Annotated in this window: 21 protein-coding genes; 9 read left to right on the top strand and 12 right to left on the bottom strand. The window is 33.7% G+C overall.

Annotation, left to right across the window (positions count from 1 at the left end):
• The first annotated feature begins 66 nt into the window (after positions 1-66).
• The 6 genes from ffh to E0I61_RS12715 all read left to right on the top strand — a co-directional run bounded on the left by ffh (position 67) and on the right by E0I61_RS12715 (position 6254).
• Positions 67-1416, top strand: coding sequence for a signal recognition particle protein (gene ffh, locus E0I61_RS12740; protein ID WP_131993265.1), 1350 nt, complete (start codon positions 67-69; stop codon positions 1414-1416).
• A gap of 78 nt (positions 1417-1494) precedes the next feature.
• Complete coding sequence (locus tag E0I61_RS12735) at positions 1495-2376, top strand: bifunctional 5,10-methylenetetrahydrofolate dehydrogenase/5,10-methenyltetrahydrofolate cyclohydrolase (RefSeq protein WP_091205932.1); 882 nt, start codon at positions 1495-1497, stop codon at positions 2374-2376.
• A 228-nt stretch (positions 2377-2604) separates the two neighbouring features.
• Positions 2605-3531: a magnesium transporter CorA family protein gene (locus E0I61_RS12730; RefSeq protein ID WP_131993262.1), complete on the top strand. Its 927-nt coding sequence runs from the start codon at positions 2605-2607 to the stop codon at positions 3529-3531.
• 305 nt (positions 3532-3836) lie between these two features.
• Positions 3837-4451: a hypothetical protein gene (locus E0I61_RS12725; RefSeq protein WP_132071841.1), complete on the top strand. Its 615-nt coding sequence runs from the start codon at positions 3837-3839 to the stop codon at positions 4449-4451.
• A 2-nt stretch (positions 4452-4453) separates the two neighbouring features.
• Positions 4454-4750, top strand: coding sequence for a winged helix-turn-helix domain-containing protein (locus tag E0I61_RS12720; RefSeq protein ID WP_131993256.1), 297 nt, complete (start codon positions 4454-4456; stop codon positions 4748-4750).
• 115 nt (positions 4751-4865) lie between these two features.
• Positions 4866-6254 (top strand): DUF4153 domain-containing protein, encoded by a 1389-nt coding sequence (locus E0I61_RS12715; protein WP_132071839.1) that lies wholly within the window; start codon positions 4866-4868, stop codon positions 6252-6254.
• 68 nt (positions 6255-6322) lie between these two features.
• Here the strand turns inward: E0I61_RS12715 and rluF are convergent, their stop codons facing one another.
• The 4 genes from rluF to E0I61_RS12695 form a co-directional block, all read right to left on the bottom strand.
• Positions 6323-7135: a 23S rRNA pseudouridine(2604) synthase RluF gene (rluF, locus tag E0I61_RS12710; protein WP_131993253.1), complete on the bottom strand. Its 813-nt coding sequence runs from the start codon at positions 7133-7135 to the stop codon at positions 6323-6325.
• Between the two features lie 150 nt (positions 7136-7285).
• Complete coding sequence (locus E0I61_RS12705) at positions 7286-8137, bottom strand: alpha/beta fold hydrolase (RefSeq protein WP_132071837.1); 852 nt, start codon at positions 8135-8137, stop codon at positions 7286-7288.
• A gap of 39 nt (positions 8138-8176) precedes the next feature.
• Positions 8177-8956 (bottom strand): zinc ribbon domain-containing protein, encoded by a 780-nt coding sequence (locus E0I61_RS12700; protein ID WP_131993247.1) that lies wholly within the window; start codon positions 8954-8956, stop codon positions 8177-8179.
• Positions 8957-8959: 3 nt separating this feature from the next.
• Positions 8960-10057 (bottom strand): Nif3-like dinuclear metal center hexameric protein, encoded by a 1098-nt coding sequence (locus tag E0I61_RS12695; RefSeq protein WP_131993244.1) that lies wholly within the window; start codon positions 10055-10057, stop codon positions 8960-8962.
• A 136-nt stretch (positions 10058-10193) separates the two neighbouring features.
• Here E0I61_RS12695 and lpxK point away from each other — a divergent pair, with 136 nt between their 5' ends.
• On the top strand, positions 10194-11228 hold the full coding sequence (lpxK, locus tag E0I61_RS12690) for a tetraacyldisaccharide 4'-kinase (protein ID WP_132071835.1): 1035 nt from the start codon (positions 10194-10196) through the stop codon (positions 11226-11228).
• Positions 11191-12003: a purine-nucleoside phosphorylase gene (locus E0I61_RS12685; protein WP_131993238.1), complete on the top strand. Its 813-nt coding sequence runs from the start codon at positions 11191-11193 to the stop codon at positions 12001-12003. The genes lpxK and E0I61_RS12685 overlap by 38 nt, the downstream gene beginning before the upstream one ends.
• A gap of 4 nt (positions 12004-12007) precedes the next feature.
• Here E0I61_RS12685 and E0I61_RS12680 read toward each other — a convergent pair whose 3' ends face one another.
• The 5 genes from E0I61_RS12680 to E0I61_RS12660 form a co-directional block, all read right to left on the bottom strand.
• Entirely contained in the window at positions 12008-14176 is a 2169-nt protein-coding gene (locus tag E0I61_RS12680; protein ID WP_132071833.1) for a tetratricopeptide repeat-containing hybrid sensor histidine kinase/response regulator, read from the bottom strand.
• Positions 14177-14206: 30 nt separating this feature from the next.
• On the bottom strand, positions 14207-15199 hold the full coding sequence (gap, locus tag E0I61_RS12675) for a type I glyceraldehyde-3-phosphate dehydrogenase (RefSeq protein WP_132071831.1): 993 nt from the start codon (positions 15197-15199) through the stop codon (positions 14207-14209).
• 87 nt (positions 15200-15286) lie between these two features.
• Positions 15287-16156 carry a lipoyl synthase gene (gene lipA / locus E0I61_RS12670; protein WP_131993229.1) on the bottom strand — a complete coding sequence of 290 codons (870 nt, stop codon included), beginning with the start codon at positions 16154-16156 and terminating at the stop codon, positions 15287-15289.
• Between the two features lie 254 nt (positions 16157-16410).
• Positions 16411-17232, bottom strand: a complete 822-nt coding sequence (locus tag E0I61_RS12665; protein WP_132071829.1) for an energy transducer TonB — start codon at positions 17230-17232, stop codon at positions 16411-16413.
• Between the two features lie 257 nt (positions 17233-17489).
• Positions 17490-20666, bottom strand: a complete 3177-nt coding sequence (locus tag E0I61_RS12660; RefSeq protein ID WP_132071827.1) for a TonB-dependent receptor — start codon at positions 20664-20666, stop codon at positions 17490-17492.
• A 265-nt stretch (positions 20667-20931) separates the two neighbouring features.
• Here E0I61_RS12660 and E0I61_RS12655 point away from each other — a divergent pair, with 265 nt between their 5' ends.
• Positions 20932-21684 (top strand): glycerophosphodiester phosphodiesterase, encoded by a 753-nt coding sequence (locus E0I61_RS12655; RefSeq protein ID WP_132071825.1) that lies wholly within the window; start codon positions 20932-20934, stop codon positions 21682-21684.
• 112 nt (positions 21685-21796) lie between these two features.
• Here the strand turns inward: E0I61_RS12655 and E0I61_RS12650 are convergent, their stop codons facing one another.
• The 3 genes from E0I61_RS12650 to E0I61_RS12640 form a co-directional block, all read right to left on the bottom strand.
• Positions 21797-22348: an RNA polymerase sigma factor gene (locus E0I61_RS12650; protein WP_131993220.1), complete on the bottom strand. Its 552-nt coding sequence runs from the start codon at positions 22346-22348 to the stop codon at positions 21797-21799.
• Positions 22339-23445, bottom strand: coding sequence for a glycosyltransferase (locus E0I61_RS12645; protein ID WP_132071823.1), 1107 nt, complete (start codon positions 23443-23445; stop codon positions 22339-22341). Before E0I61_RS12645 ends, E0I61_RS12650 begins: the two co-directional genes overlap by 10 nt.
• Before the next feature lie 86 nt (positions 23446-23531).
• Positions 23532-24146, bottom strand: a complete 615-nt coding sequence (locus tag E0I61_RS12640; protein WP_131993214.1) for an FMN-binding negative transcriptional regulator — start codon at positions 24144-24146, stop codon at positions 23532-23534.
• Between the last annotated feature and the right edge of the window lie 15 nt (positions 24147-24161).

Below are 24161 nucleotides of genomic sequence, written 5' to 3'. Positions count from 1 at the left end.
TATAATATTATGAATACAACTTCAAAATCAAATGCTTAAATTTGCACTTCAAAATAAATCAATACTATGTTCGATAATTTAAGCGATAAACTAGATAAAGCCTTTCATATACTTAAAGGTCACGGAAAAATCACCGAAGTAAATGTAGCCGAAACGCTGAAAGAAGTTCGTAGAGCCTTACTTGACGCGGATGTTAACTTTAAAATTGCGAAAGATTTTACCACCAAAGTAAAAGAAAAAGCAATTGGTCAGGATGTATTGACGACACTTCAACCAGGACAATTATTGGTGAAGTTAGTGAAAGATGAATTGACAGAATTAATGGGTGGTGATGTTGCCGGAATCAATCTTTCGGGAAATCCATCGATTATTTTGATGTCAGGTTTGCAAGGTTCAGGAAAAACTACTTTCTCAGGAAAACTAGCCAATTATCTTTTAACAAAGAAAAATAAAAAACCATTATTAGTTGCTTGTGATATTTACCGTCCTGCGGCGATTCAACAATTATACGTAGTTGGAGATTCGATTGGAGTAGAGGTTTATTCAGAGCCAGAAAATAAAAATCCAGTAGAGATTGCTCAAAATGCAATCAAACATGCGAAAGCAAATGGGTTCAATGTAGTGATTGTCGATACTGCCGGTCGTTTAGCAGTCGATGAGGAAATGATGAACGAAATAGAACGCGTTCATAAAGCGATTCAGCCTAATGAAACGTTGTTTGTTGTTGATGCAATGACGGGTCAAGATGCTGTAAATACTGCAAAAGCCTTCAATGAAAGATTAAATTTTGATGGGGTTATCTTAACCAAATTAGATGGTGATACGCGTGGTGGAGCTGCAATTTCGATTAAATCGGTTGTTAATAAACCAATTAAATTTGTAGGTACAGGGGAAAAGATGGATGCAATTGATGTGTTCTATCCAATTCGTATGGCCGAAAGAATTTTGGGAATGGGAGACGTTGTGTCTTTGGTAGAAAGAGCTCAAGAGCAATTTGACGAAGAAGAAGCAAGAAAAATCCAAAAAAAAATTGCCAAAAACGAATTCGGTTTTGATGATTTCCTTTCTCAAATTCAACAAGTGAAGAAAATGGGTAATATGAAAGATTTGGTAGGAATGATACCAGGTGCTTCAAAAGCCATGAAAGATGTGGAGATAGAAGACGATGCATTCAAACATATTGAAGCAATTATTCATTCGATGACTCCAATTGAAAGAAGCAAGCCAGCTTTAATTGATGTAAAAAGAAAAGCCAGAATTGCAAAAGGTTCCGGAACCAAAATCGAGCAGGTCAATCAATTGATGAAACAGTTCGAACAAATGAGCAAGATGATGAAAATGATGCAGGGCCCAGGAGGGAAAAACCTCATGAAGATGATGGGTGGTATGAAAGGTGGAATGCCAGGAATGAAATAAAAATGAGTCAAAAGTCGAAAGTCTTAAGGTTGTAATGACTTTAAGACTTTCGACTTTAAGACATTAAACTAAATTAAAATGCAACTACTAGACGGAAAAAAAACAGCGGAAGATATTAAGAGTGAAATCGCTGCAGAAGTACAAAAAATGAAAGACAATGGGGAGAAAGTCCCTCATTTAGCAGCCTTGATTGTTGGTAACGACGGCGCTAGTTTAACTTATGTAGGAAGTAAAGTAAAAGCCTGTGAAAGAGTAGGTTTTGAGTCTACTTTAGTAAAAATGCCAAGTACAACTACTGAAGTTGAATTGTTGAAAAAGATTAAGGAATTGAATGAGAATGATGCTATTGATGGATTTATCGTTCAATTGCCGCTTCCGGAACAAATCGATGAGCAAAAAGTGTTAATGGCGGTAGATCCAAGTAAAGATGTTGATGGATTTCATCCTGAGAATTTTGGAAAAATGGCATTAGACATGACTACTTTTATTCCTGCAACACCTTTCGGAATTTTAGAATTGTTAGAAAGATATGGAGTAGAAACAAAAGGAAAACATACTGTAGTAATAGGGCGCAGTCATATTGTGGGAAGACCAATGAGTATTTTGATGGGAAGAAAAGGTTTTCCTGGAAATTCAACAGTGACCCTAACACACAGTTACACTAAAAATATTGAAGAAATTACCATTCAGGCGGATATTATTATTACGGCTCTTGGCGTACCTAATTACCTGAAAGCGAATATGGTAAAAGAGGGTGTTGTGGTTATTGATGTTGGTATTACTCGTGTTCCTGACGAAACAAACGAAAAAGGATATGTAATCACCGGTGATGTTGATTTTGAGCAGGTGAGTAAGAAATCATCGTTTATTACTCCGGTTCCAGGTGGAGTAGGGCCTATGACAATTGCAATGTTGTTGAAAAATACGCTTTTGGCAAGAGAAATGAAAAGAAATAAATAAAGAGAAAAATAGTTTTGATGAAAGCCTTAAATGTAAGTTTAAGGTTTTTTTTATCTTAAAAAACGCATAAAATTCTGATAATTGATATTAAAACGGAATTTAAAGAATACTTTTGCACCACTTAAAAAAAAGACCTTTAAAATGGACGATTATTATTCGGAAATGTTGAACTAATGTAGCTCTTGAACTATTTTCAAGATGCTGTAAATAAACCTATAGAATTTTGAAATGAGAACTTTTTACAAAAACAATAACGGATTAATTGCCATTGCTGAATGGACTCCAAACTGCTGGATAAATATTGAATGTCCTACCGAAGCAGAAAAAAAATATTTACTCGAAGACTTACAAATTCCCGAAGCATTTTATAATGACATTGAAGATATTGACGAAAGACCAAGGATAGAAATTGAAAATGGTTGGACTTTGATTATCATGCGAATACCTGTAAAGAGTAACGACGTGAAGTTGCCTTTCCATACAATTCCTGTCGGGGTTGTTTTTAAGGGAGAAGTTTGTATCACCATCAGTTTTCATAAAACGGAAATGCTTACGGATTTTGTAACTTATACCAAACGCAAGAATATCAACATTAAAGACAACTTCGATTTAGTGCTGAAATTATTGCTTTCCTCCAGTGTTTGGTTTTTGAAATACTTAAAGCAAGTCAATCAAAAAATAAAATTAGCCGAAGACAATTTAGAAAAGTCAATTAAGAATGAAGAATTACAGGCGTTGCTTCAAATTGAAAAATGTTTGGTATTCTTTATGACTTCCTTGAAAGGGAATGATATTTTGTTGCATCGAATCAAGAATATAAAGTCCCAAAAAGAACATTTTGATTTGGAGTTACTGGAAGATGTTGAAATTGAATTGCGTCAGGCGCAAGAAACTACTAATATTTACAGCGACATCTTAACGGGAACTATGGATGCGTATGCTTCTGTGATTTCTAATAATATGAATACGATTATGAAGCAGATGACTTCGATTTCGATTATTTTGATGATTCCAACATTGATTGCGAGTTTGTATGGAATGAATGTTCCTAATGATTTAGAAGATAACCGCTATGGAATATGGATTGTTATTTCGGTATCCGTATTGTTATCTGCTTTTGGAGTATTCTTGTTCAAAAGAAAAAGATGGTTTTGATAATTCTCACTTTGGATAAATAATATTTTTGACTCATAGGGTGCAATTGATTTTTACCATATAGAAATTATAGTATTTAAAAAGAGTTTGATAGATGTTTTACTTTTCATGTAGTCAAGCTATGCAAAAAATAATGCTGTTTTCTATTATTTCTTTAATCAGAAGTTTTATTTTTCTAGGGGGTAAAAAAAATGTCTTTTTAATTACACCAACAGGTTATTTTATAATATTTATTGAAATTAAATCGTTTTCTATTTTGAAATCAAAAAATAATAAATAACTTTGTACTTCAAAGTACTTTATTTATGAGTCAAAAGCTTCAAGAAGATTTATCACATATTCGTTCCATGATGGAACGCTCTTCAAGATTTATTTCGTTAAGTGGCCTTTCAGGAGTATTTGCCGGGTTATTTGCATTAGCTGGGTCAATTTATGCGTATCAATTGTTTAAAAATAATGATATTGAATATTTTGATGGTAGGCAAAAGATGTATAGCTATGATTTAATAATAGAATTAGCATTCATTGCTTTGGCAATTTTGATTTTGGCTTTGGGATCCGGTATATTTTTTACTTTGAGAAAAAGTAAAAAGTTTGATTTGCCTATTTGGACTAATACTACTAAAAAAATGTTGCTGAATTTAGCGATTCCTCTATTTGTTGGAGGCGTATTTTGTATGGCACTTTTATACCATCAGTTATTTGCACTGATTGCTCCCGTTACTTTATTGTTTTATGGCTTAGCACTTATTAATGCTGGAAAATATACTTTTTCGGATATCAGATATTTGGGTGCATGTGAAATTATTTTAGGATGTATTTCCCTTTTTTATCTTGGTTTTGGGCTTGTTTTTTGGGCAATAGGATTTGGAATTTTGCACATCCTTTACGGAATAATTGTGTTCAAAAAATACAAATAGAAATGAGTATTATTGATAAATTAAATAAAGATTTCGAAAGCCGAGTCAGATTAGGCATTATGTCTGTTTTGATGGTAAACGATTGGATTGATTTTACCGAAATGAAATCTTTATTGAATATTACTGATGGGAATTTAGCAAGTCATACTTCGGCATTGGAAAAATCGGAATACATAGAAGTAAAAAAAGAGTTTGTTGGTAAAAAACCGAAAACTTCATATCGAGTTACTAATATGGGTAGGGCAGCTTTTGTTTCCCACTTAAATAGCCTTGAAAAACTAATCAAATCTAATAGCTGAAAATTTTTTATTTAATTACTTTGAAATGCAAAGTACTTTAAAATATATGATTATGAAATCACCACTAATAAAAAGAATGTGTAACAAATACCGATAATAAATAAATTCAACAAATATGAAAAAACTACATTTTATTTTAGTCAGCAGTTTGGTTTTTACACTGCTTTTTTACAACGAGGATTTAGGTCTCAATTGGGCCATTTTCGGGATGATGCAAACCGCCTTAATATGTTATTTCTTTCAAGAGAAATTCACCAGTAGGTTACATTTGATTTTAGTGGTAACATCGGTTTTGTCTTGTTTTGCGTTTGCCTGGTACAGAGATTTTCCATCATTTTTTGCCATGGCTTTGTCGATTATCTTTTTACAATTCAAAACCCAGGAACCAAAACTTAAATTGTTGCAGGCTTTTCCTTTGGTGTTAATCAACGGAATCGCTTCGTTAGGTCGCATATTTATGTTCAGTCAATATCTTCCTAAGCGAAAAGTTAATAACGGTTTTGCTAAAAAACTGATTGCTTATTTTGTTATTCCAATCCTATTTCTTGGGTTGTTTTTAATCGTATATTCTTTTGGAAGCGATCATTTTTCGTCTTTGTTTACCGGTTATTACTTAGATATTGATGCTTGGCAAGTATTTGTACTTACCGCTTTAGGATTTTTTATTTCGTTCACTTTCTGGAATTATTGGATTCCTGAGGTTTGTTATGAAAAGAATGATTTATTGGACAATGATTTTAAGGAAGAAGCCAAAACGCAAAATCAAAATTCATTTTCGTTTCTGGATATTGATTTTGAAAGAAGAAGCGGCGAGATTACGTTGTTTCTTTTAAATGTGCTTCTTTTGGTTTTCATTGCGACTTATAATTACGAACAATTTTTTGAAGTGGTCAAAAAATCTAACTTAAGTTCTGATACACACGAAAGAGTAAATGCCGTTATTTTTTCAATCATAATGGCAGTTGGCGTTATTTTATTCTATTTTAAAGGAGGGTTTAATTTTGATGGAAAAGCTAAAAAGCTAAAAAAACTAGCTAAGATTTGGATTCTTTTAAACGGAATTTTAATAGTATGTGCCATTATCAAAAACTCAGAATACGTTTCGTTTTTCGGATTGACTTATAAAAGGTTAGGTGTATATGCTTTCTTGATTCTAGCCATAATTGGATTGGTTATTTCTTTTATAAAAATCACCAAGCAAAAAACAAATGCTTTTCTTTTCAATCAAATGATTTGGTATTTCTACGGAACTATTTTGCTATGCAGTTTTGTCAACTGGGGAAATCTGATTACCAATTATAATATTTCGGTAAACAAAGGTGTTGAACAACGTTTTCTGAGAAGTTTGAATTTTAATCATAAAGCTTATTATGATTATTTTAAACTTCATCCTGAAGAGATGGAAGACAAATATGATTATAAAGAGGGTAATGTAGCGCGTGTTCAAAATGAAACTATTTTGTCTAAATCGCTCTATTTCGAATTTTTAGATACTAATAAATAAAAAAAAATCCCATCGGCCGTAGACTGCCCCCAAAAAGTTAGACACTATTTGGGGGTATTTTTTTAGGTTTAATAATCGTTTTTTCCTTTAAACCTGGGATCATCTCTTTTGATGAATTCGGTTCTTCTTTTTGGCGCTTCCGTTTTGGGTAAACTGGCTTCTTCGGTTTTACTTGAAGGTTCAATCAATTCGTTTAATTCTTTGATTTCGGCATCTGTCAAATCACGGTAACGTCCTACAGGAATATCCAGCGAAATATTGATGATTCGAATGCGTTTTAGCGCCGTAACATCATATCCTAAATATTCTGTCATTCTACGGATCTGACGGTTTAAGCCTTGTGTCAAGATGATTTTGAAAGTGAACTTACTGATTTGTTCCACTTTACATTTTCGGGTAACAGTGTCCAAAATAGGAACTCCATTGCCCATTCTTTCGATGAAACGATCAGTGATGGGTTTATTTACTGTTACCGTATATTCTTTTTCGTGATTGTTTCGGGCGCGTAATATTTTATTGACGATGTCACCGTCATTGGTCATGAAAATCAAGCCTTCACTGGCTTTGTCCAATCGTCCGATAGGGAAGATACGTTTGGGATAATTGATGTAATCTACAATATTATTGCGAACATCAAGGTTTGTGGTACATTCGATTCCTACGGGTTTGTAGAAAGCAAGATAAACAGGTTTTTCATTTTTCTCACGGATTAATTTACCGTCAATACGCACTTCGTCATTTGGGGAAACTTTTGTCCCTAATTCTGGAACGACTCCATTGATGGTCACACGACCTTCTTCAATGATTTTATCAGCTTCGCGGCGGGAGCAATACCCAGTTTCTCCTATGAATTTATTGAGGCGTTTTAGATTTTCTTCCATACTGCAAAAGTAGTCAATTTGTTTGTTAGATTTTTAGACTTCTTAGATTTTTGGATTGTTTGAAAGTTTAGTTTCGATGGATTGTGCTAAGTCTTCTTAGATTTAATACACAGGTTCTTATCATCTAAGATGTCTAAGAATCTAATAAGTCTATTTTTGTTCTTCAAATAAAAAGCGGGACACTTTTTCATACAATTCGGCGTCGTGCATACTGTGTCCTAAACCTTTGGTTTCGATAAAAATTGCATTTTCCCATGCTCCGGCAATTTTCTTTCCCTCTTCGAATAAAACTACCGTGTCGTCAATATCATGGGCGATTAGTCCTTTTATGCTCAGTTTTGAGGCGAATAATTTTCCTGAAAATTGTTCCAGATTGAGTTTGAAATGATTTAAATAATGATCTTCTAAAGCTTTAGAAATTTTAGCATTCAAGCTCAATAATGTAATATAATTGTGGAGTATAATGTTGAAATCACTTGGTGCTCCCAGAATCACCATTTTTTTTAGCGCGTCATTTTGATAAACGGATTGATAATACAAACAGGTTTTCCCGCCAATGGAATGCCCAATCAGGTATTGAGGCTTGAATTTTTCAACAGCAATATGAATAAATTCGGCATATTTAGGAATGCTAAATTCTTTCCCGCTGGATAATCCATGAGCCGGACCGTCAATCGCAATAATAGTGCTTCCTGATTTTTTTAAATAGGGTAGTAAGTTTTCCCAGCGAGAAGCGTTGCTTTCCCAGCCATGAACCAAAAGAATAATGGTGTCATTTCCTTTCCATGTATAGGTGTTAAAGGAATGTTTCCCATGTTGAAATGTCTCGGATTGTGCTTCTTGTAGAATTCTGGGAAGATTTGTTTTTGATAATTTACCTTCTCGAGGTTCACTAAAAAAGGCATACGCCAGCTGTGATGCTTTTTTTGGAAATACAAAACTCAAAAGATTAATGTATACCCCAATAGATTTAGTGAATATAAAAAATAGTGTTTTTTTCATAAAAAAAAAGTCCCGATGTGTATCGGGACTTAAATGTAATTAGAATTTAGAAAACAACTGTTCCATTTTCTCTTTTTCTTCGTCAGCCAATACACTGTCGACTAATATTCTTCCTGAATGTTCATCAGTAATGATTTTTTTTCTAGAAGCAATTTCTACTTGTGTCTGTGGTGGAATCGTAAAGAACGATCCTGCAGATGCACCTCTTTCAATAGAAACAACAGCCAAACCATTACGAACACTAGTTCTGATTCTAGTGTAAGCTTTCAATAATCTTTCTTCGATTAAAGCTTGGTATTCTCCTGATTTTTCAGATAAGAATGCTTCTTCTTTAGCAGTTTCAGCCATGATAGCGTCTAACTCTGATTTTTTGTGCTTCAAGTGATTAGATTTTGCTTCTAATCTTTCTTTAGAACTTGAAATTACTTCTTTCTTATGTTCTATTGAAGCTTTCATTTCTTTAATTTGTTTTTCAGACAATTGAATTTCTAATTCTTGAAATTCAACTTCTTTAGTCAACGAATTAAATTCTCTGTTGTTACGAACAGTTTCTTGTTGCTTCGTATATTTTTTGATAGCCTCTTTGTGCTCATCAATTGCATTCTTTTTTACCTTGATAAGATCTTCGATAACTTCAAGTTCACTTTTCAATTTTTCTGAACGTGTGCTTAAACCAGCCACTTCATCTTCTAAATCTTCAACTTCTAAAGGAAGTTCTCCTCTTACGTTTCTGATTTCGTCAATTCTAGAGTCAATAAGTTGTAAATCGTAAATTGCTCTTAACTTGTCCTCAACACTTAATTCTTTCGTATTCGCCATATTCTATAAGTACTTAACTGGATTTGAATTTTCTTCTGATAAAATAACTGCAAAATTAAGGATTTTTTTCCGAAGATACTCAACAATATAATTTTTTGTATAGCGTTCGCTTTCAAAATGTCCGATATCTGCCAATAAAAGTTTATTTTCGGCTTCATAAAACTGATGATACTTCAAATCGGCAGTTAAATAGGCATCAGCTCCTGCTTGAATCGCATTTTTTATCGCAAAACTTCCTGCTCCGCCAAGAACCGCTACTTTTTTTATTTCCTTTCCTATAAAGTTGGAATGTCGAATCCCACCGCACTGCATTTTTTCTTTTGCAAAAAGAAGAAACTCTTTTTCACTCATGGGATTTTTCAATTCGCCAATCATTCCCAAGCCAATATTTTGATGCTTGTTTTGTAAATCATAAATCTCATATGCGACTTCTTCATAGGCGTGGCTTTTGAATAACGCTTTTAGAATTTTGTTTTCTAAATGTTTTTCGAAAGTCATTTCGATTTTGATTTCGTCGCCTTGCACAAACTCAAATCGCTCTCCAACTTGTGGGTTGCTGTGCTCATTCCCCATATAGGTTCCAATTCCTTTAGAATTAAAACTGCAATTTTCATAATTTCCAATCGTTCCGGCTCCTGCATCAAATAGTGCATTTCGCACTTCTTCCGCATTTTCAGGAATCGTATAGGTTACTAATTTACGAATGAAATTTTCCTTCGGAATCAGGATTTTAGTATTTACCAATCCTAATGCGTCACTGAATATTTTATTTACGCCTTCTTGATGATTGTCTAAAGCGGTGTGGACTGCATAAATGGCAATATCATTCTTTATGGCTTTAATTACGGCTCGTTCCACGTAGTTTTTTCCTGTAATTTTTTTTAAACCTGAAAATAAGATGGGATGAAAACAAACCACCAGATTACAATTTTTTGCAATCGCTTCGTCAATTATATTTTCTAAGGCATCATGGCAAACTAAAATTCCTGTTGCTTCGGATTCTTGATTTCCAACCAATAATCCCACATTGTCAAAATCTTCAGCATAGGCGAGTGGCGCCATTTCTTCAAGTACGGAAATGATTTCTTTGATTTTACTCATCGTTTAGTTTTTTTGGTATTCGTGAATCTTTGATTTCATAACATCAGATTTTTGATTGTTTAATTCTGGATTTTCGAATAAACAAATTAACGAATAAACAAATCAACTTTAAAATAAAATATTCTACTTTCGTATAATGAATTTACTGCGAAAAATACTGTTCCCATTTGCCATTTTGTATGGTCTGATAACGAGTATTCGGAATTTTCTTTTCGACAAAGGCATTTTAAAATCCTATTCTTTTGATTTGCCTATTATTGCTGTTGGAAATTTAAGTGTTGGCGGAACCGGTAAAACGCCCCAAGTCGAATATCTGATTCGGTTGCTTTCTCAAAATTATAAAATTGCGACGTTAAGCCGTGGCTATAAAAGAGAATCTAAAGGCTTTATTTTGGCGGAAGCCAGCTCAAATGCTGCTATTCTGGGAGACGAGCCTTTTCAGTTTTATAAAAAATTTGCAGCTATCCAAGTTGCCGTTGATGCCGACAGGAAAAATGGAATTGAACAATTGCTTTCGCAACAAGAAAAACCAGAAGTGATTCTGCTTGATGATGCTTTTCAACATCGAAAAGTAATAGCGGGATTTTATATTCTACTCACTTCTTATGGTGATTTGTATTCGGATGATTTTATGTTGCCAACAGGGAATTTGCGTGAAGGTAGAACTGGAGCAAAAAGAGCCAATGTGATTATTGTGACCAAATGTCCTTTTAATCTTTTGCCTGACGAACAAAATGATATTAAAAACAGGTTAAAAGTTTCTGAAAATCAGGAATTGTACTTTACTTTTATAGCATACGAAGAATTTATTTATGCAGAGAACCGAAAGATAAATGTAAATGAAATTCAATCGGCTTCTAAATTACTGGTGGCAGGAATTGCAAAACCGGAACCGTTTTTTGCTTATTTGCAGGATACCAATGATGTCTGTTTGTCTTTTCCGGATCATCATAATTTTACTGATAAAGACATTTTGGAAATTAAAAATTTAGCTCAAAATAACATTATTATCACTACCGAAAAAGATTATGTACGATTAAGAGGAAGTTTACCAAGCGAACAACTTTTCTATTTACCTATACAAAGTTCTTTCGTTTCGGGAAGTGAAAATTTTGATAAAACAATTATAGATTATGTGGGAAAAAGTACAAGAAACGGTAAGTCAGATTAAAGGAAAAATCAATTTCACACCGGAATATGGCGTAATTTTAGGTTCAGGATTAGGGAGTTTTACGGATGAAATGAAAGTAGAATATACGTTGCCATACAATGAAATTCTAAATTTTCCTGTTTCGACAGTTCAAGGTCATAAAGGTGCATTAGTTTTTGGAACAATAGGAGATAAGAAAGTCGTTGCCATGCAGGGAAGATTTCATTTCTATGAAGGCTATTCGATGACAGAAGTTACTTTTCCGGTGCGAGTGATGAAATTTTTAGGCGTTGAGAAATTAATAGTTTCGAATGCTTCCGGTGGGGTAAATCCAAGTTACAAAGTAGGTTCTGTTGTGATGATTACAGATCATATTAATATGACACCGGAACATCCTTTGCGTGGGAAAAATGACGAACGTTTCGGACCTCGTTTTGTAAATATGAGTGAGCCGTATTCGAGAAAAATGATTGCGAAAGCTACTGAACTGGCAAAGAAACTAAATATTGAAGTTCATGAAGGAATTTATCTGGGTTTGCAAGGGCCAACTTTTGAAACCTTGGCTGAATACAAAATGGTAAAAATTCTTGGTGCAGATTGTGTAGGAATGTCAACCGTTCCCGAAGTAATTGTGGCACGTCATATGGATTTGGAAACATTTGGCATTTCAGTAATTACCGACATGGGAAATGAAGAAAGTATTGGAACTATTTCACATGACGAAGTATTGGAAGCTGCAAAAAATGCAGAACCAAAAGTGAGAAGTCTTATTAAAGAATTGATTTTAAACTATTAGGAATCTAAATATATTCAGCGATTATACTATAAAATTCCTCTGGGACAAATGGTTTGGTGATTACTTCATTCATTCCAAACGATAAAAGCATTTCGCGGTTTTCATGCAATGAAATTGCGGTAAGAGCAATGATAGGTGTAGTGGTATCAAATGTTCGTATCGTTTCTGTTGCAATTGTTCCGTTTATGCCGGGTAAGTGAACATCCATAAGAACTAAGTCAAATGTATTCGTTTTTAATAAATCGATTGCCTCCTCACCGTTGTCAATTATTTCGCAGATTATTCCTTTATTATCCAGCATTTTTTTGGTAATCATTTGATTGATTTTATTATCCTCAACCAATAGTATTTTTTTGTTTACTAATTTAGAATCGTAGTTTATTTTTGGTTTTTTCTCCATTTGTGTTTCCTGCTGTGCACTTATTTTGAATTCTAGGTTAAATGAAAATGAGGAGCCTTCTCCCACGACACTTTTAAGCTTTATATGTCCGCCAAGAATTTTAATTAGTTTTTTTACAATAGTCAATCCTAACCCGGTTCCGCCATATTTGCGATTCACTTCTATGGAGCCTTGGGAGAAACTATCAAAAATGGTTTTTAATTTGTCTTCAGGAATTCCAATCCCTGTATCGGTTACTTCAAAATATAAAGTAGCTTTTTCATCCGTAATTGAAGCTAGTTTAGTGATTACATTTACAGAACCATTTTTTGTGAACTTTAGCGCATTGTTAATTAAATTCAACATTATCTGCGACAATTTTGTAGGATCACCAAGCAAATAATCAGGAATACCAGCATCAATTTCAAGTTCAAAGGTGTTGTTGTTTACTGAAGCCAATTCTTTTAAAGAGTTCTGTATGTTCTCTAATAATTGTTTAAGGTTGAAATTAATGTATTCGATTTCAACTTTATTTGAATCAATTTTATTTATTTCCAGAATTTCATTTATAAATTTTGTCAGATAATCTCCTGAAAATTTCAATGACGACAAATAGTTCATTTGCGATTTTTTTGGTTTTTCTTCCAATAATAAATGAGTGATGCCATTGATGGCATTCAAAGGTGTGCGAAGCTCATGGCTTACGGTTGATAAAAATTCGGATCTTGCATTAGAAGCTTTTTCTGCTTTATTTTTGGCAATTTCTAATTCTTTATTTTTTTCTTTTAACAGTAAATTAGATTGATTTCTAATGATATTGTTTTTGTACAAGGATAGACTTAATAAAGATAAAATTGAAATTAAGGCAATTGCAAAAATACTGATCAGTTTCGAAAATTTATTAGCTTTTTCCTGCTCTTTGTTTTCATAATTGGTTTGTGCAATTTCTTTTAATTTTTCAGATTCTTTGAATTTATCATAATCATCAATTCCTAGCCTTTCGTTGTTAAAAATTGCTATCCGCTCTTCCAAATTAAGATGTTGTTTCAAATAGGAATAGGCGTTATTTTTGTCTAATGTTTTTTCATGAACATCACTTAAGGCAAGTAAAATATCTGATCTTTGTTCTAGATTTTCGGTTTTACTGTTTAATTCTAATGCTTTATTGAGATAGTTTAACGCCAGATTATTTCTATTTCTGCTGGCTTCAATTCCACCTATTTGATACAAGGCTTCTGCTTTAGTATTTAACAAAGCTGGACTGTCAGGTTTTGCAATTATAATTTTAAAAACGGATAATGCTAAATCTAATTTATTCTTTGATTTGTAAATTTGCCCTCTTTGGAGGTTAAACAATTCAGCAGAATCAGGAATTCTTAATTTATCATTAATGGATTTGGCTCTCTCGAAATATATTGAAGCTCTATTATAATTTTCCTTTTGCATGTAGCATAAGCCAATATAATAGTACGTTGTAGAACGTTCTGAGTTTAGCTCAAAATTCGAAAATAATGCAGCACTTTTCAATAAAGTTTCTATGGCATCATCGTATTTTTTTAAGTCAAAATAAATTTTACCAAGGTTGAAAGTCTGTTGCGCCTGGTCTTTAGTGTTTTTGTTTTTTGTAGCATAACGTATTGCTTTTTGACTATACAATAACGCTTCTTTATAATTATTAGTTTGAATATTGGAGTTACTCAAACGGCTGTAATAGGCAGTGCTATCTATATCCTCATTAGGTTGAGAATAGAGTGAGGAGTAAAAAAAAACAATAAAAACAAAAAAATATTTCATTTGTAACTGAATTTTTTCTGTGGGTTATTTTTATTTTTTTGTTAAATTAATCAAATCAATTATTCTAGAGGAATAACCAATTTCATTGTCATACCATCCTACCACTTTTACCATTTTATCAATAACAGAAGTGAGTTGAGCATCAAATATACATGAATTTTTATTGCCAATCACATCTACAGATACAATCGGGTCTTCGGTATAATCCAAAATGCCTTTCAAAGTAGTTTGTGCGGCAACTTTGAAGGCAGCGTTGATCTCATTTATGGTAACCGCACGTTTTACATTGAAAGTAATATCAGTCAAAGAGCCATCAGGAACGGGTACTCGTATGCCACAACCGCCAATTTTACCTTCAAACTCAGGGAATATTTTTGTCAATGCTTTTGCCGCTCCAGTTGTTGTAGGTACAATAGATTGACTCGCCCCGCGAGCGCGACGTAAATCTTTATGGGGTTGATCGTGTAAACTTTGGTCCGTCGTATAGGAGTGAATGGTGGTGATGTAGGCTTGCTCTATGCCACAAAGGTCATTGATTACTTTAATCATCGGTGCAGCATTATTTGTAGTGCAGCTAGCATTCGAAATAATGGTTTCTGTACCATCAAGAATAAAATCATTTACACCCAAAACTACCGTTTTTATAGTGTCAACTTCTGATGGTGCAGAAAGAATCACTTTTTTGGCGCCAGCAATAATATGGGAATTTAGTTCTTCAAAAGTCTTGTACTTGCCAGTTGATTCCACAACGTAATCAATGTCTATACTTTTCCAATCCAGGTTTGAAATGCTTTTTTCGTGAAAAAATAAAAAATGCTTTCCATCTACCAGAATTCCTTTTTCATCATCACTGACCACAAATGGTAAAACACCGTGAATACTGTCGTATTTCACTAAATGTGCCATTGTTTTTTTATCAGCAATATCATTTATGGCTACAACTTCTATTGAAGGATGGTTCAAAAGTAATCGGAATAAATTCCTGCCGATTCTTCCAAAACCATTTATGGCAATTCTGATCATAAGTCTTAAAGTCTTAAAGTCTTAAAGTCTTAAAGTCTTAAAGTCAAGATATCAAGCCTTTCGGCTTTCTGACTTTACGACATTCGACTATAATATATGTTTTTGTGCTTTGTAAGAGGAACGAACCAACGGTCCGCTTTCTACGTGACGAAACCCTAATTCCAAACCAAACTGCTCGTATTTTGCAAATTGTTCCGGCGTTATAAATTCCTTCACTGGCAAGTGTTTTTTACTCGGTTGCAAGTATTGACCTATCGTAACAATATCAACATTGGCTTCACGCAAATCTCGCATCGTTTGATACACTTCCTCTTCTTGCTCGCCAAGACCCAACATAATTCCCGACTTTGTTCTGTTAATTCCTTTTTCTTTCAAGTAGCGTAATACTTCCAGACTTCGGTCGTATTTTGCCTGAATACGTACTTCACGTGTCAATCTGCGAACCGTTTCCACATTATGCGAAACCACTTCAGGATTCGCTTCCACGATACGGTCAATATTTCTTTCGATACCTTGAAAATCCGGAATCAACGTTTCCAGTGTTGTGTTTGGGTTCATTCTGCGAATGGCTTTCACGGTTTCAATCCAAATAATTGACCCACCATCTTTCAAATCATCTCTGTCAACACTAGTCACAACGGCATGTTTGATTTTCATAATTTTGATAGAACGCGCGACTTTTTCCGGCTCATCCCAATCTACAGTTTCTGGTCTTCCAGTTTTTACACCACAAAAACCACAAGAACGCGTACACACATTTCCTAAAATCATAAATGTAGCCGTCCCTTCGCCCCAGCATTCACCCATATTTGGGCAACTTCCCGAAGTACAAATCGTGTTCAAACTATATTTGTCTACTAAGCTGCGAAGCTCCGTATATTTTTGGCCTATTGGGAGTTTTACCTTCAACCATTTCGGTTTTCCTGTAGGTAAAGTATTTTCTAAAACAGTTTCCATATATCAATTTTCAAAGCACAAAGATAAGGAATGTAGTTTATTTGTGGATTTCTTTATTTGTTTATTTGAAGAAAGTGAAACGGATGCTTTAGGAGCACAATATTTATTTGTTTTTAGGGAATAGTCGTCCTGCTTTTCGTTATATCCACGCAAAAAAATGCGTGAGATACCACTGCAATCAGGGCTAGGTTAGCGCTTTTTGTTGGTTTGAAATAAAAAAGCTTCAAAATTAATTGAAGCTTTTCTTTTTATATTTAATTCATCTGTACTGTAATGGGAAGATTATAAGCGGTTCGCACTGCTTTTCCGTTAATCATTCCCGGAGACCATTTTGTTTTCAAGGATTTCAATACTCGAACGGCTTCTTTCCCCAAGCCATAGCCAGGATCTCTTTTTACCTGAATGTCAGTCATGCTTCCGTCTCTTTCAATTACAAAAGAAACATATACGCGAATCGAACCGTTACCTTCTATTTCTTGTTTTTCAAAATTATTTCCCACATAATTATAGAACTTATTGATTCCACCGGGGAATTCAGGAAGTTTATCCAGAGCAACGCTATTTACAATAGTGTTTCCCAGATCAACAGGTGTTACGGTTTCAGTTCCAGTTCCTGAAGTAGAAGTTGGGTTTATACCAACAGTTCCGGTTCCTTCTGAAGAGGTATTTGTAATATTTGTATTGTCGGTGTTTTTTGCAATGTCCTGATTTGCTTGTGAAGCCTGAACAATTATAGGATTAACAAGTTGAGCGCTTTTGATGGGGACATCAACATCTTTGGTTTTTATCTGAGGAAGAGTCTTTTTTTCTTCAAGCTGATTCGGAATTATGTCTGTAAGTTGGACGACAGTATTTGTAAGTTCAGGAATATCTATTGTGATACTTTTATTGGGATTAAAATAGTTAATGATTACCGGAATACTTAAAGCTGCGGATAAAAATAATACACCCATAAAAAGTGCCATTAATGAAGTTTTAGTACTTTCCTTGCGCAATTGATACGCTCCATATTCTTTATTTCGGTCTTGGAAAACAAGGTTAATCCAGCCGGTATCGTAAATGCTTAGTTTTGACATAATTTATGGATTTAATGGTTAAGTAGTAATTAAATCATAAGCAGAGTTGTTTTTATTTTATAACGTGTAAAATAAGAATTTTAGTATATAAATTTAATAATTATTTTTGATTTTATTAGTTTTATGTTTATTTATTTAACTATAACGTTAATTAATTTACGCTGTTAATTCTTAAATTTGAATTAATACAATAGCAAAGCGCATTCAAATCAATGAATGCGCTTTGCTATTGTATTAAATGATTTATTTAATAGGATTTAAAAAGCATATTTAAATCCTATTTGTATTTGAAACGGATTTCCTGAAAGCGAAGGAAGTCCGGCATTGTTTACTCTGTAATTAAATTGTTGTCTAGTACTGTCAAATCCCGGAACTGCAGCTGTTGTTCCTGATGCGGGTGTGCCTAAAGCATACAATGATTGACTACCAAGGGATTTGTTTACACCCCATTCTTTATTTAATAAATTGGCAACATTAAATATGTCAGCCGTAAATTCTAGGAATTGTTTTTTGTCTATTGCAATTTTTTTACTGATTCTAACATCAACAAGACCATAAAACTCATTTATTCCCCCGTTTCTTTCGGCTAATTTGCCAGAGTATTTATTGATATAATCCTTCAAACTTTGGCTGGCAGCAGGGTTATTAAGTATGGTTTGTAATCCCGTTTTTATATTTTGAGCAACAGCAGGGTTATTGATGTCAAAAATATAAGCTAAGTCATTTGAAGCTGAGACAAAATCGGCATTTGTATTTCCTCCTGAAAGCAAGCTGTAGCGTGTACCACCGATGCCAGAATAACGAACACCAACACTGATACCATAAAAAGTAGGCAATGTTCCATAAAACACCACTTTATGACGGAAATGATTGTCAGAATAACTCATTTTGCTCAAGTCTCTCGGGTCATCTTCTACCGGTAAAACTAAAGTTGCTGTGTTGGCAACGTTTCCATTAAATGAAGTATTGTCCTTTGTGTCATTCAAGGTATAGCTGGCAGATATTTCACCATCTTTAAAATAACGATACGTAACATCTACCACCATTGCAAATTGATTGACTTTTCCCTCACTATTTAATTCTAATACACGTCCTAATTTATTGCTAATACGTCCTTGCATCCAATCTCCAGCGCCATTTGCAGGCATTGAACTAGCGGGAACATACACTCCACGATTTCCTTCATTGGCCAAAGTAAAAAATGGATTAGCTACCATATTTCGATCTACATAAACATAGTTGTTACGTCCTAGAGTTGCATAACCCGCTATTCCTGCTTTCAATTTATCAGTGAAGAAATGGGAGTAAGATAGGTTGGCTTTATAGACTACCGGTACTTTAGCATCTGTTCCTGTGAAATTAATAGTAGGTAATTGAAACGCATCCAAAGTTGGAATACTGGCATAATTATTTCGATAATCAATGAAATTTGGCATAGGAACATTTGGTGATCTTACATCCACTGTAGCCGTATGATTTCCATCAAAATATAAATTATTGATAACCGCATAGTTATTTAAATCGGATGCAAAAATTCCAGCACCTAAGCGAATATAATCTTTGTGGTCTTCATTTACATCCCAAGACAATTGTACTCTCGGTTGAAGAATAGCTGACTGAAGTTTATTGTCCGTACGAATGGCTAATTCATCAAAAACTAATTGATTGAATGTTGCTGTCGGATATTTAGCATAATCAAATCGTAACCCTAAAGTCAGGTCTAATCCCAATGCAATTTTGGTTTGTAACTGACCATAAATTCCAGCGTTTAATATATTTGAAGTTACGGTAGGATCCGCTACCAAAGGTACTTCCCTGTAATAACGATAAGGCGTTAAGTTGTCAAAATTAGCAACATTATTGAAATGGAAACGACCATTTACTTCGCTGCCATATAAAGATTTTGAATTGGTTTGCATTAAATCAAAACCAAAAGTATATTTAACTTTATCCGTGTTAAAGTATAAATTATCTACAATTTGAAAAACATTATTGGTGAATTTTTCTTGTGCAAATCGATGTCCGCCAATTTGGATATTCGTAGTTCTTACTGCCCCATTAATAGTTGAAGCAACATTTTCTACAATAGCGCGTGGAATATTATAGGAAGGCAATTGGTCTCCCGGATTACTGTCCTGAAAGGTATATAAATGCTGTACTTTCAATTCATTCGTAACTCTTGCATTTACTTTAGTTCGTAAAGAAGCCAAAATACTGTTGTCAACATTTAAATCGTCACCAAATGATTCATATAAATTGATGGTCGTGTTATCCTGTAGCCCTAATTTATTATTGTCATAAGTAAAATTATTACGAACAGTCAATAAATTATTACTGTTAATTTGCCAATCGATACGAGCGAAAGCGGCATCCGAATTACGCTTTTTATCAAAAGTTCCGTATTGTGGAGAATTGGAAACTCCATATTTATTTCGGGCTATAGTCACAAAATTGTCTAATGTAGCTCTTGTAACATTAAAACGTAATTCGTCTTCCGCCGATTGAACATCAGCGATGATTAATGGACGCGAATCTTGTTGGTGATCCCAAGCTACAAAAAAATGTAATTTATCTTTAATGATTGGTCCACCAAAAGTGAAACCATATTGGGACGTAGAAAAATCATTTTGACGTCTATTTCCTCTAATATCGTAAGGGCTGGATAACCAGTCTGCTCGATTATAGGCAAACATACTTCCTGTAAAATCATTTGTTCCTGATTTAGTCACGGCACTTACTGTTCCGCCACCACTTCGACCGTAGCCTACATCATATTGATTGGTAACAACTTTAAACTCTCTTACTGCTTCTATAGATATCGAGTATGGAGCTCCGCTTCGGCTGGTTGTTGATCCTGCCGAAGTTGGATTTTTGGCATTCATTCCGTCCAGTGTGTAATTAGTGGATGAGGCTAATTGTCCTGAAATATTTCCTCCTCTGCTCAAAGGCGATAAATCCATTAAGCTGGTAAAATTTCTTCCGTTTACCGGCAACGCATTGATAAGTTTTGCAGTCACAGCTGTTGCAGCTCCTAAGTTCCCTGTTTTGTTCTTTAAACCTCGACCTACTACTTCGACAACTTCTAAATTTTGAATGTCGTCCTGCATTAGTATTTCGATATTTATTAAATCACCTTGATTTAAAGTGTAGCCGGAGCGCTGTTGTTCTCCGAAACCTGAAGCCTTAACGCTAATGGTGTAAGGTCCGCCTAACGGGAGTTCTTTGAAAGTAAAAACACCTTTAAAATTAGACAATGAATTGGTTTTAAATCCAGTTGATTCATTTCGAATTTGAACCATCGCATCTTTAATAGGTTCTGAATTATTGCCTAAAACGATACCTGAGATGGATGCTTGAGTAGTTTGGGCAAAATTTTTATTGCCGACAAAAACAGTCAGTACAATCGTAAATAAAAATAATTTGAGTCGTTTCATGAATACTTTTTTTTGTTTTTTAGTGTCGACAAAGGAATTGACTAATTAAAAAATGGCTGTTATTTTAATAATAACACTAGAATACTTTTGTGTTAATGAAAGCCTAAAAAGGAAGACTGAAACAAACATTTTTTTAAGAGATTGTTAACCGATTCATCATAAAATCATCTCATTTAGATAGGTGAAATGTTCTTAATTTAATCCTTACTTAATCTTTGAGCCTGTCAGATAATCTATTTTTACCTCAAAAACTTAAATGAAAATTATGAAATTCACTACACTATTACTGGCTTCATCATTAGCCTTATTATTTTCAAATTGTACTTCAAATAAATTTGTGGTTTGTGGGCACAGAGGAGCAATGGGGCATGCCACAGAAAATACTCTAGCATCAATAGAAAAAGGACTCGAATTAAAAGCAGATATGTTAGAAATAGATGTTTTTAAAATCAAAACGGGTGAAATGGTTGTTTTTCATGATGATGATTTGGATCGAATCACAAACGCAAAAGGGAAAATTGAAGAATATACTTTTGAAGAATTGAGAAAAGTTCTGGTTGCCGGGAAACATCAAATCCCAACTTTGCAAGAAGTTATTGAGACTATAGATAAAAAAGTAGTACTTAATATTGAATTGAAAGGCGCAAACACAGCAACGGATACGTATAGAATAATAGAAGAATACAAGAAAAAAGGATGGAGAAATAAAGATTTCTTTATTTCTAGTTTTCGAATAGGAGAATTGCAAAAAATGAGGTCTTTGAGTAATGAAATAACTATTGGGTTGCTTACCTATAAAGATCCTATTGAGACTATTATTAAAACTGGAAAAGAGCTTAATGCGCAGGCAATAAACCCGTATTATAAAACCTTAACTGCTGAAAATGTTGCAGTAATGAAAGCTAATAATTTCAGAATCTATCCTTGGACTGTGAATGAACCTGTGGATATTAAGAATATACAAGAACTTAAAGTTAGCGGAATTATTACTGATTATCCGGAAAGAATAATACGATAATTTTTAGGTATCAGGAATTACTTTTGATATAGGAAAGTGGTCTAAAATTAATTTAGATCACTTTTTTGTTTTTAGATGATTAAGAATGTAAGCTGATTTATTAAAATGAAAGTTACCTTTTATTCTGAATGATTTCTGCCAATAATTTCTTGGCGCGAAGCAATTTAATTTTCACATTACTCAAAGGTTCATCTATTTTATTGGCAATTTCCTGGTAACTCATTTCCTGAAAATAGCGTAATTGGATGACTTCTTGGTAATGTGGTTTTAATTCTTTGATGAATTGTAGTAATCGAGAAAGGTTTTGTTCGGTAATCAATTCATCTTCCGCAGATGGAGTAGTGTCGGCAATATTGTAGGCTTGCTGGTCTTGTTCATCGGTAATTTCAACAAAAAGACTTGATTTTTTTTTTCGTAATAAATCGATGTGTACATTTTTTGCAATTGCAATAAGCCACGTGTTAAACTGGAATTCCGAGTTGTAAGTGGCTATTTTATCGAACGCTTTCGAGAACGTTTCGATGGTAATATCCTCTGCATTGGTTTCGTTTTCGGTACGTTTTAGCATAAAACCATACACTTCATTCCAATAATAATTCAATAGAAAAGTAAAGGCAACCTGATCGCCTTGTTTTGCTTTTTCTATTTGTTTGTTTATTTCCAATGTACCGGTTTTGAGAATATATTTGTTATAAAGATATTGATTTGTGTGAAGATAAGTACTATCTCAACGATAGGGAACCAGAATTTAATATCATTTTCTTTAAGTTTTGCTGCCGAAAATCCTACCACAATCCATGCCACAAGATAGCGTAATGCTATTAAACTTAAAACTAATATCCATTGGAATTGAAAAGCTAATAACAGAATGGGCAATAAAATAAACAGAAATTGTGAACAATAGAACGCGCCTAATTGTAATTTATCGAGAGATTTATAATAGTTTGCCGTAGCAACATGCCTTCTTTTTTGTATCAGCCAGTCTTTATATGTCGTTTTTGGTTTAGAAAGTGTAAAACTTTCCGGTGTGTAGGCGATAGTTGTATTTTTAGCTTTTGCAGCTTGGTTTACAAATAAATCATCGTCTCCAGAACGAATTTGCATGTGCTCGATGAAACCATTTACATTAAAAAATTCTTCCTTTTTATACGCTAGATTTCTTCCTACACCCATATACGGATGTCCAATTTTTGCCCATGAAAAATATTGAATTGCCGTCAGTAAAGTTTCAAAACGGATTATTTTATTCAGAAATGAATTAGCAATTTTTTCATACTTACCATAACCCAAAACAATTGTTTTTTGCATCGTAAATTGAGAGCTCATAGCCGTTATCCATTCTTTTGAAGTTGGGTAACAATCCGCATCCGTGAATAATAAATACTCTTTTTTAGCGGCTTTTATTCCTAAAGTCAATGCATATTTTTTGTTTCCCCAAAAAGCTTCGTTGTTCTCCACTTTTACCAAGCGAACATTTGGATATTGCTTTTCAAAACCTTCAAAAATAGCCAGAGTAGTATCACTTGAAGCATCGTCAATCAGAACAATTTCAAAATCAGGATAGTTTTGTTCCGCAAGTAGAGGAATAAAATTAACAACATTTTCTTCTTCGTTTTTGGCACAAACAATAACCGAAATTGGAATTCTTTTCGGGGTTATTTTCTGCGCTTTAGCGAAAGCAAATTTTCCAAAAACACCTAGATAATACGAAATTTGAACTACAACAATAAAAATAAAAAAGTAAAGAATTAGTATAAGCATCTGAGTTTAATGAGTTTTTAAATCGAGTGCAAAGGTATGAATAGAATTATGAATTGTTAAACACAATCTGTGAATTTTGAAAGAATTTATATTGGACATTTCTTCATCTCATTTGCAATAGCAATGGACTGATTTGAATTGGTTTTTTCTAACTCGGAAATGATGTTTAGATAATTTTTTTCGTCCCTGTTTTGAGATATTTTTTTCGTGGCTTGGATTTCGGTTATTTCAATTTCAAATGCTACAATACCACGAGATTGCATCATAGTTTTTTTAGATAAATCTTCTATGCGAACAGGATTTTCAGAGTTTTGTTCGTACTTATCGACTAGTTTTCTTAACGATTCGATGACGGCTTCTCCTTCGATAATTTTTATTTTTCCGTACACATGAACAGCAATATAGTTCCATGTTGGGACATTTTCATGGTCGTACCAAGAGGAAGAAATATAACTGTGAGGTCCTGAAAACACTGCTAAAATTTGGTCGTCATCTATAAAACCATTCCATTGTGGGTTTTCTTTTGAAATGTGCCCGTATAAAATGTCTTTGCCTTCTTCATTGGTTTCCAGTTCCAAAGGAATATGTGTTGCGCACAATTTTCCTTTGGTTTGATTGATTAGAATACCAAAACTATTCTCTTGCAGAAATTTTTTGATTTCTTCTTTATTTTCGTTTTTGTAGATTTCTGGAGTATACATGTTTTGCTGTTTATT

This window comes from Flavobacterium ranwuense (assembly GCF_004349315.1).
GTDB classification, from domain to species: Bacteria; Bacteroidota; Bacteroidia; order Flavobacteriales; family Flavobacteriaceae; genus Flavobacterium; species Flavobacterium ranwuense.
This window is presented reverse-complemented; position numbering and strand designations above follow the sequence as displayed.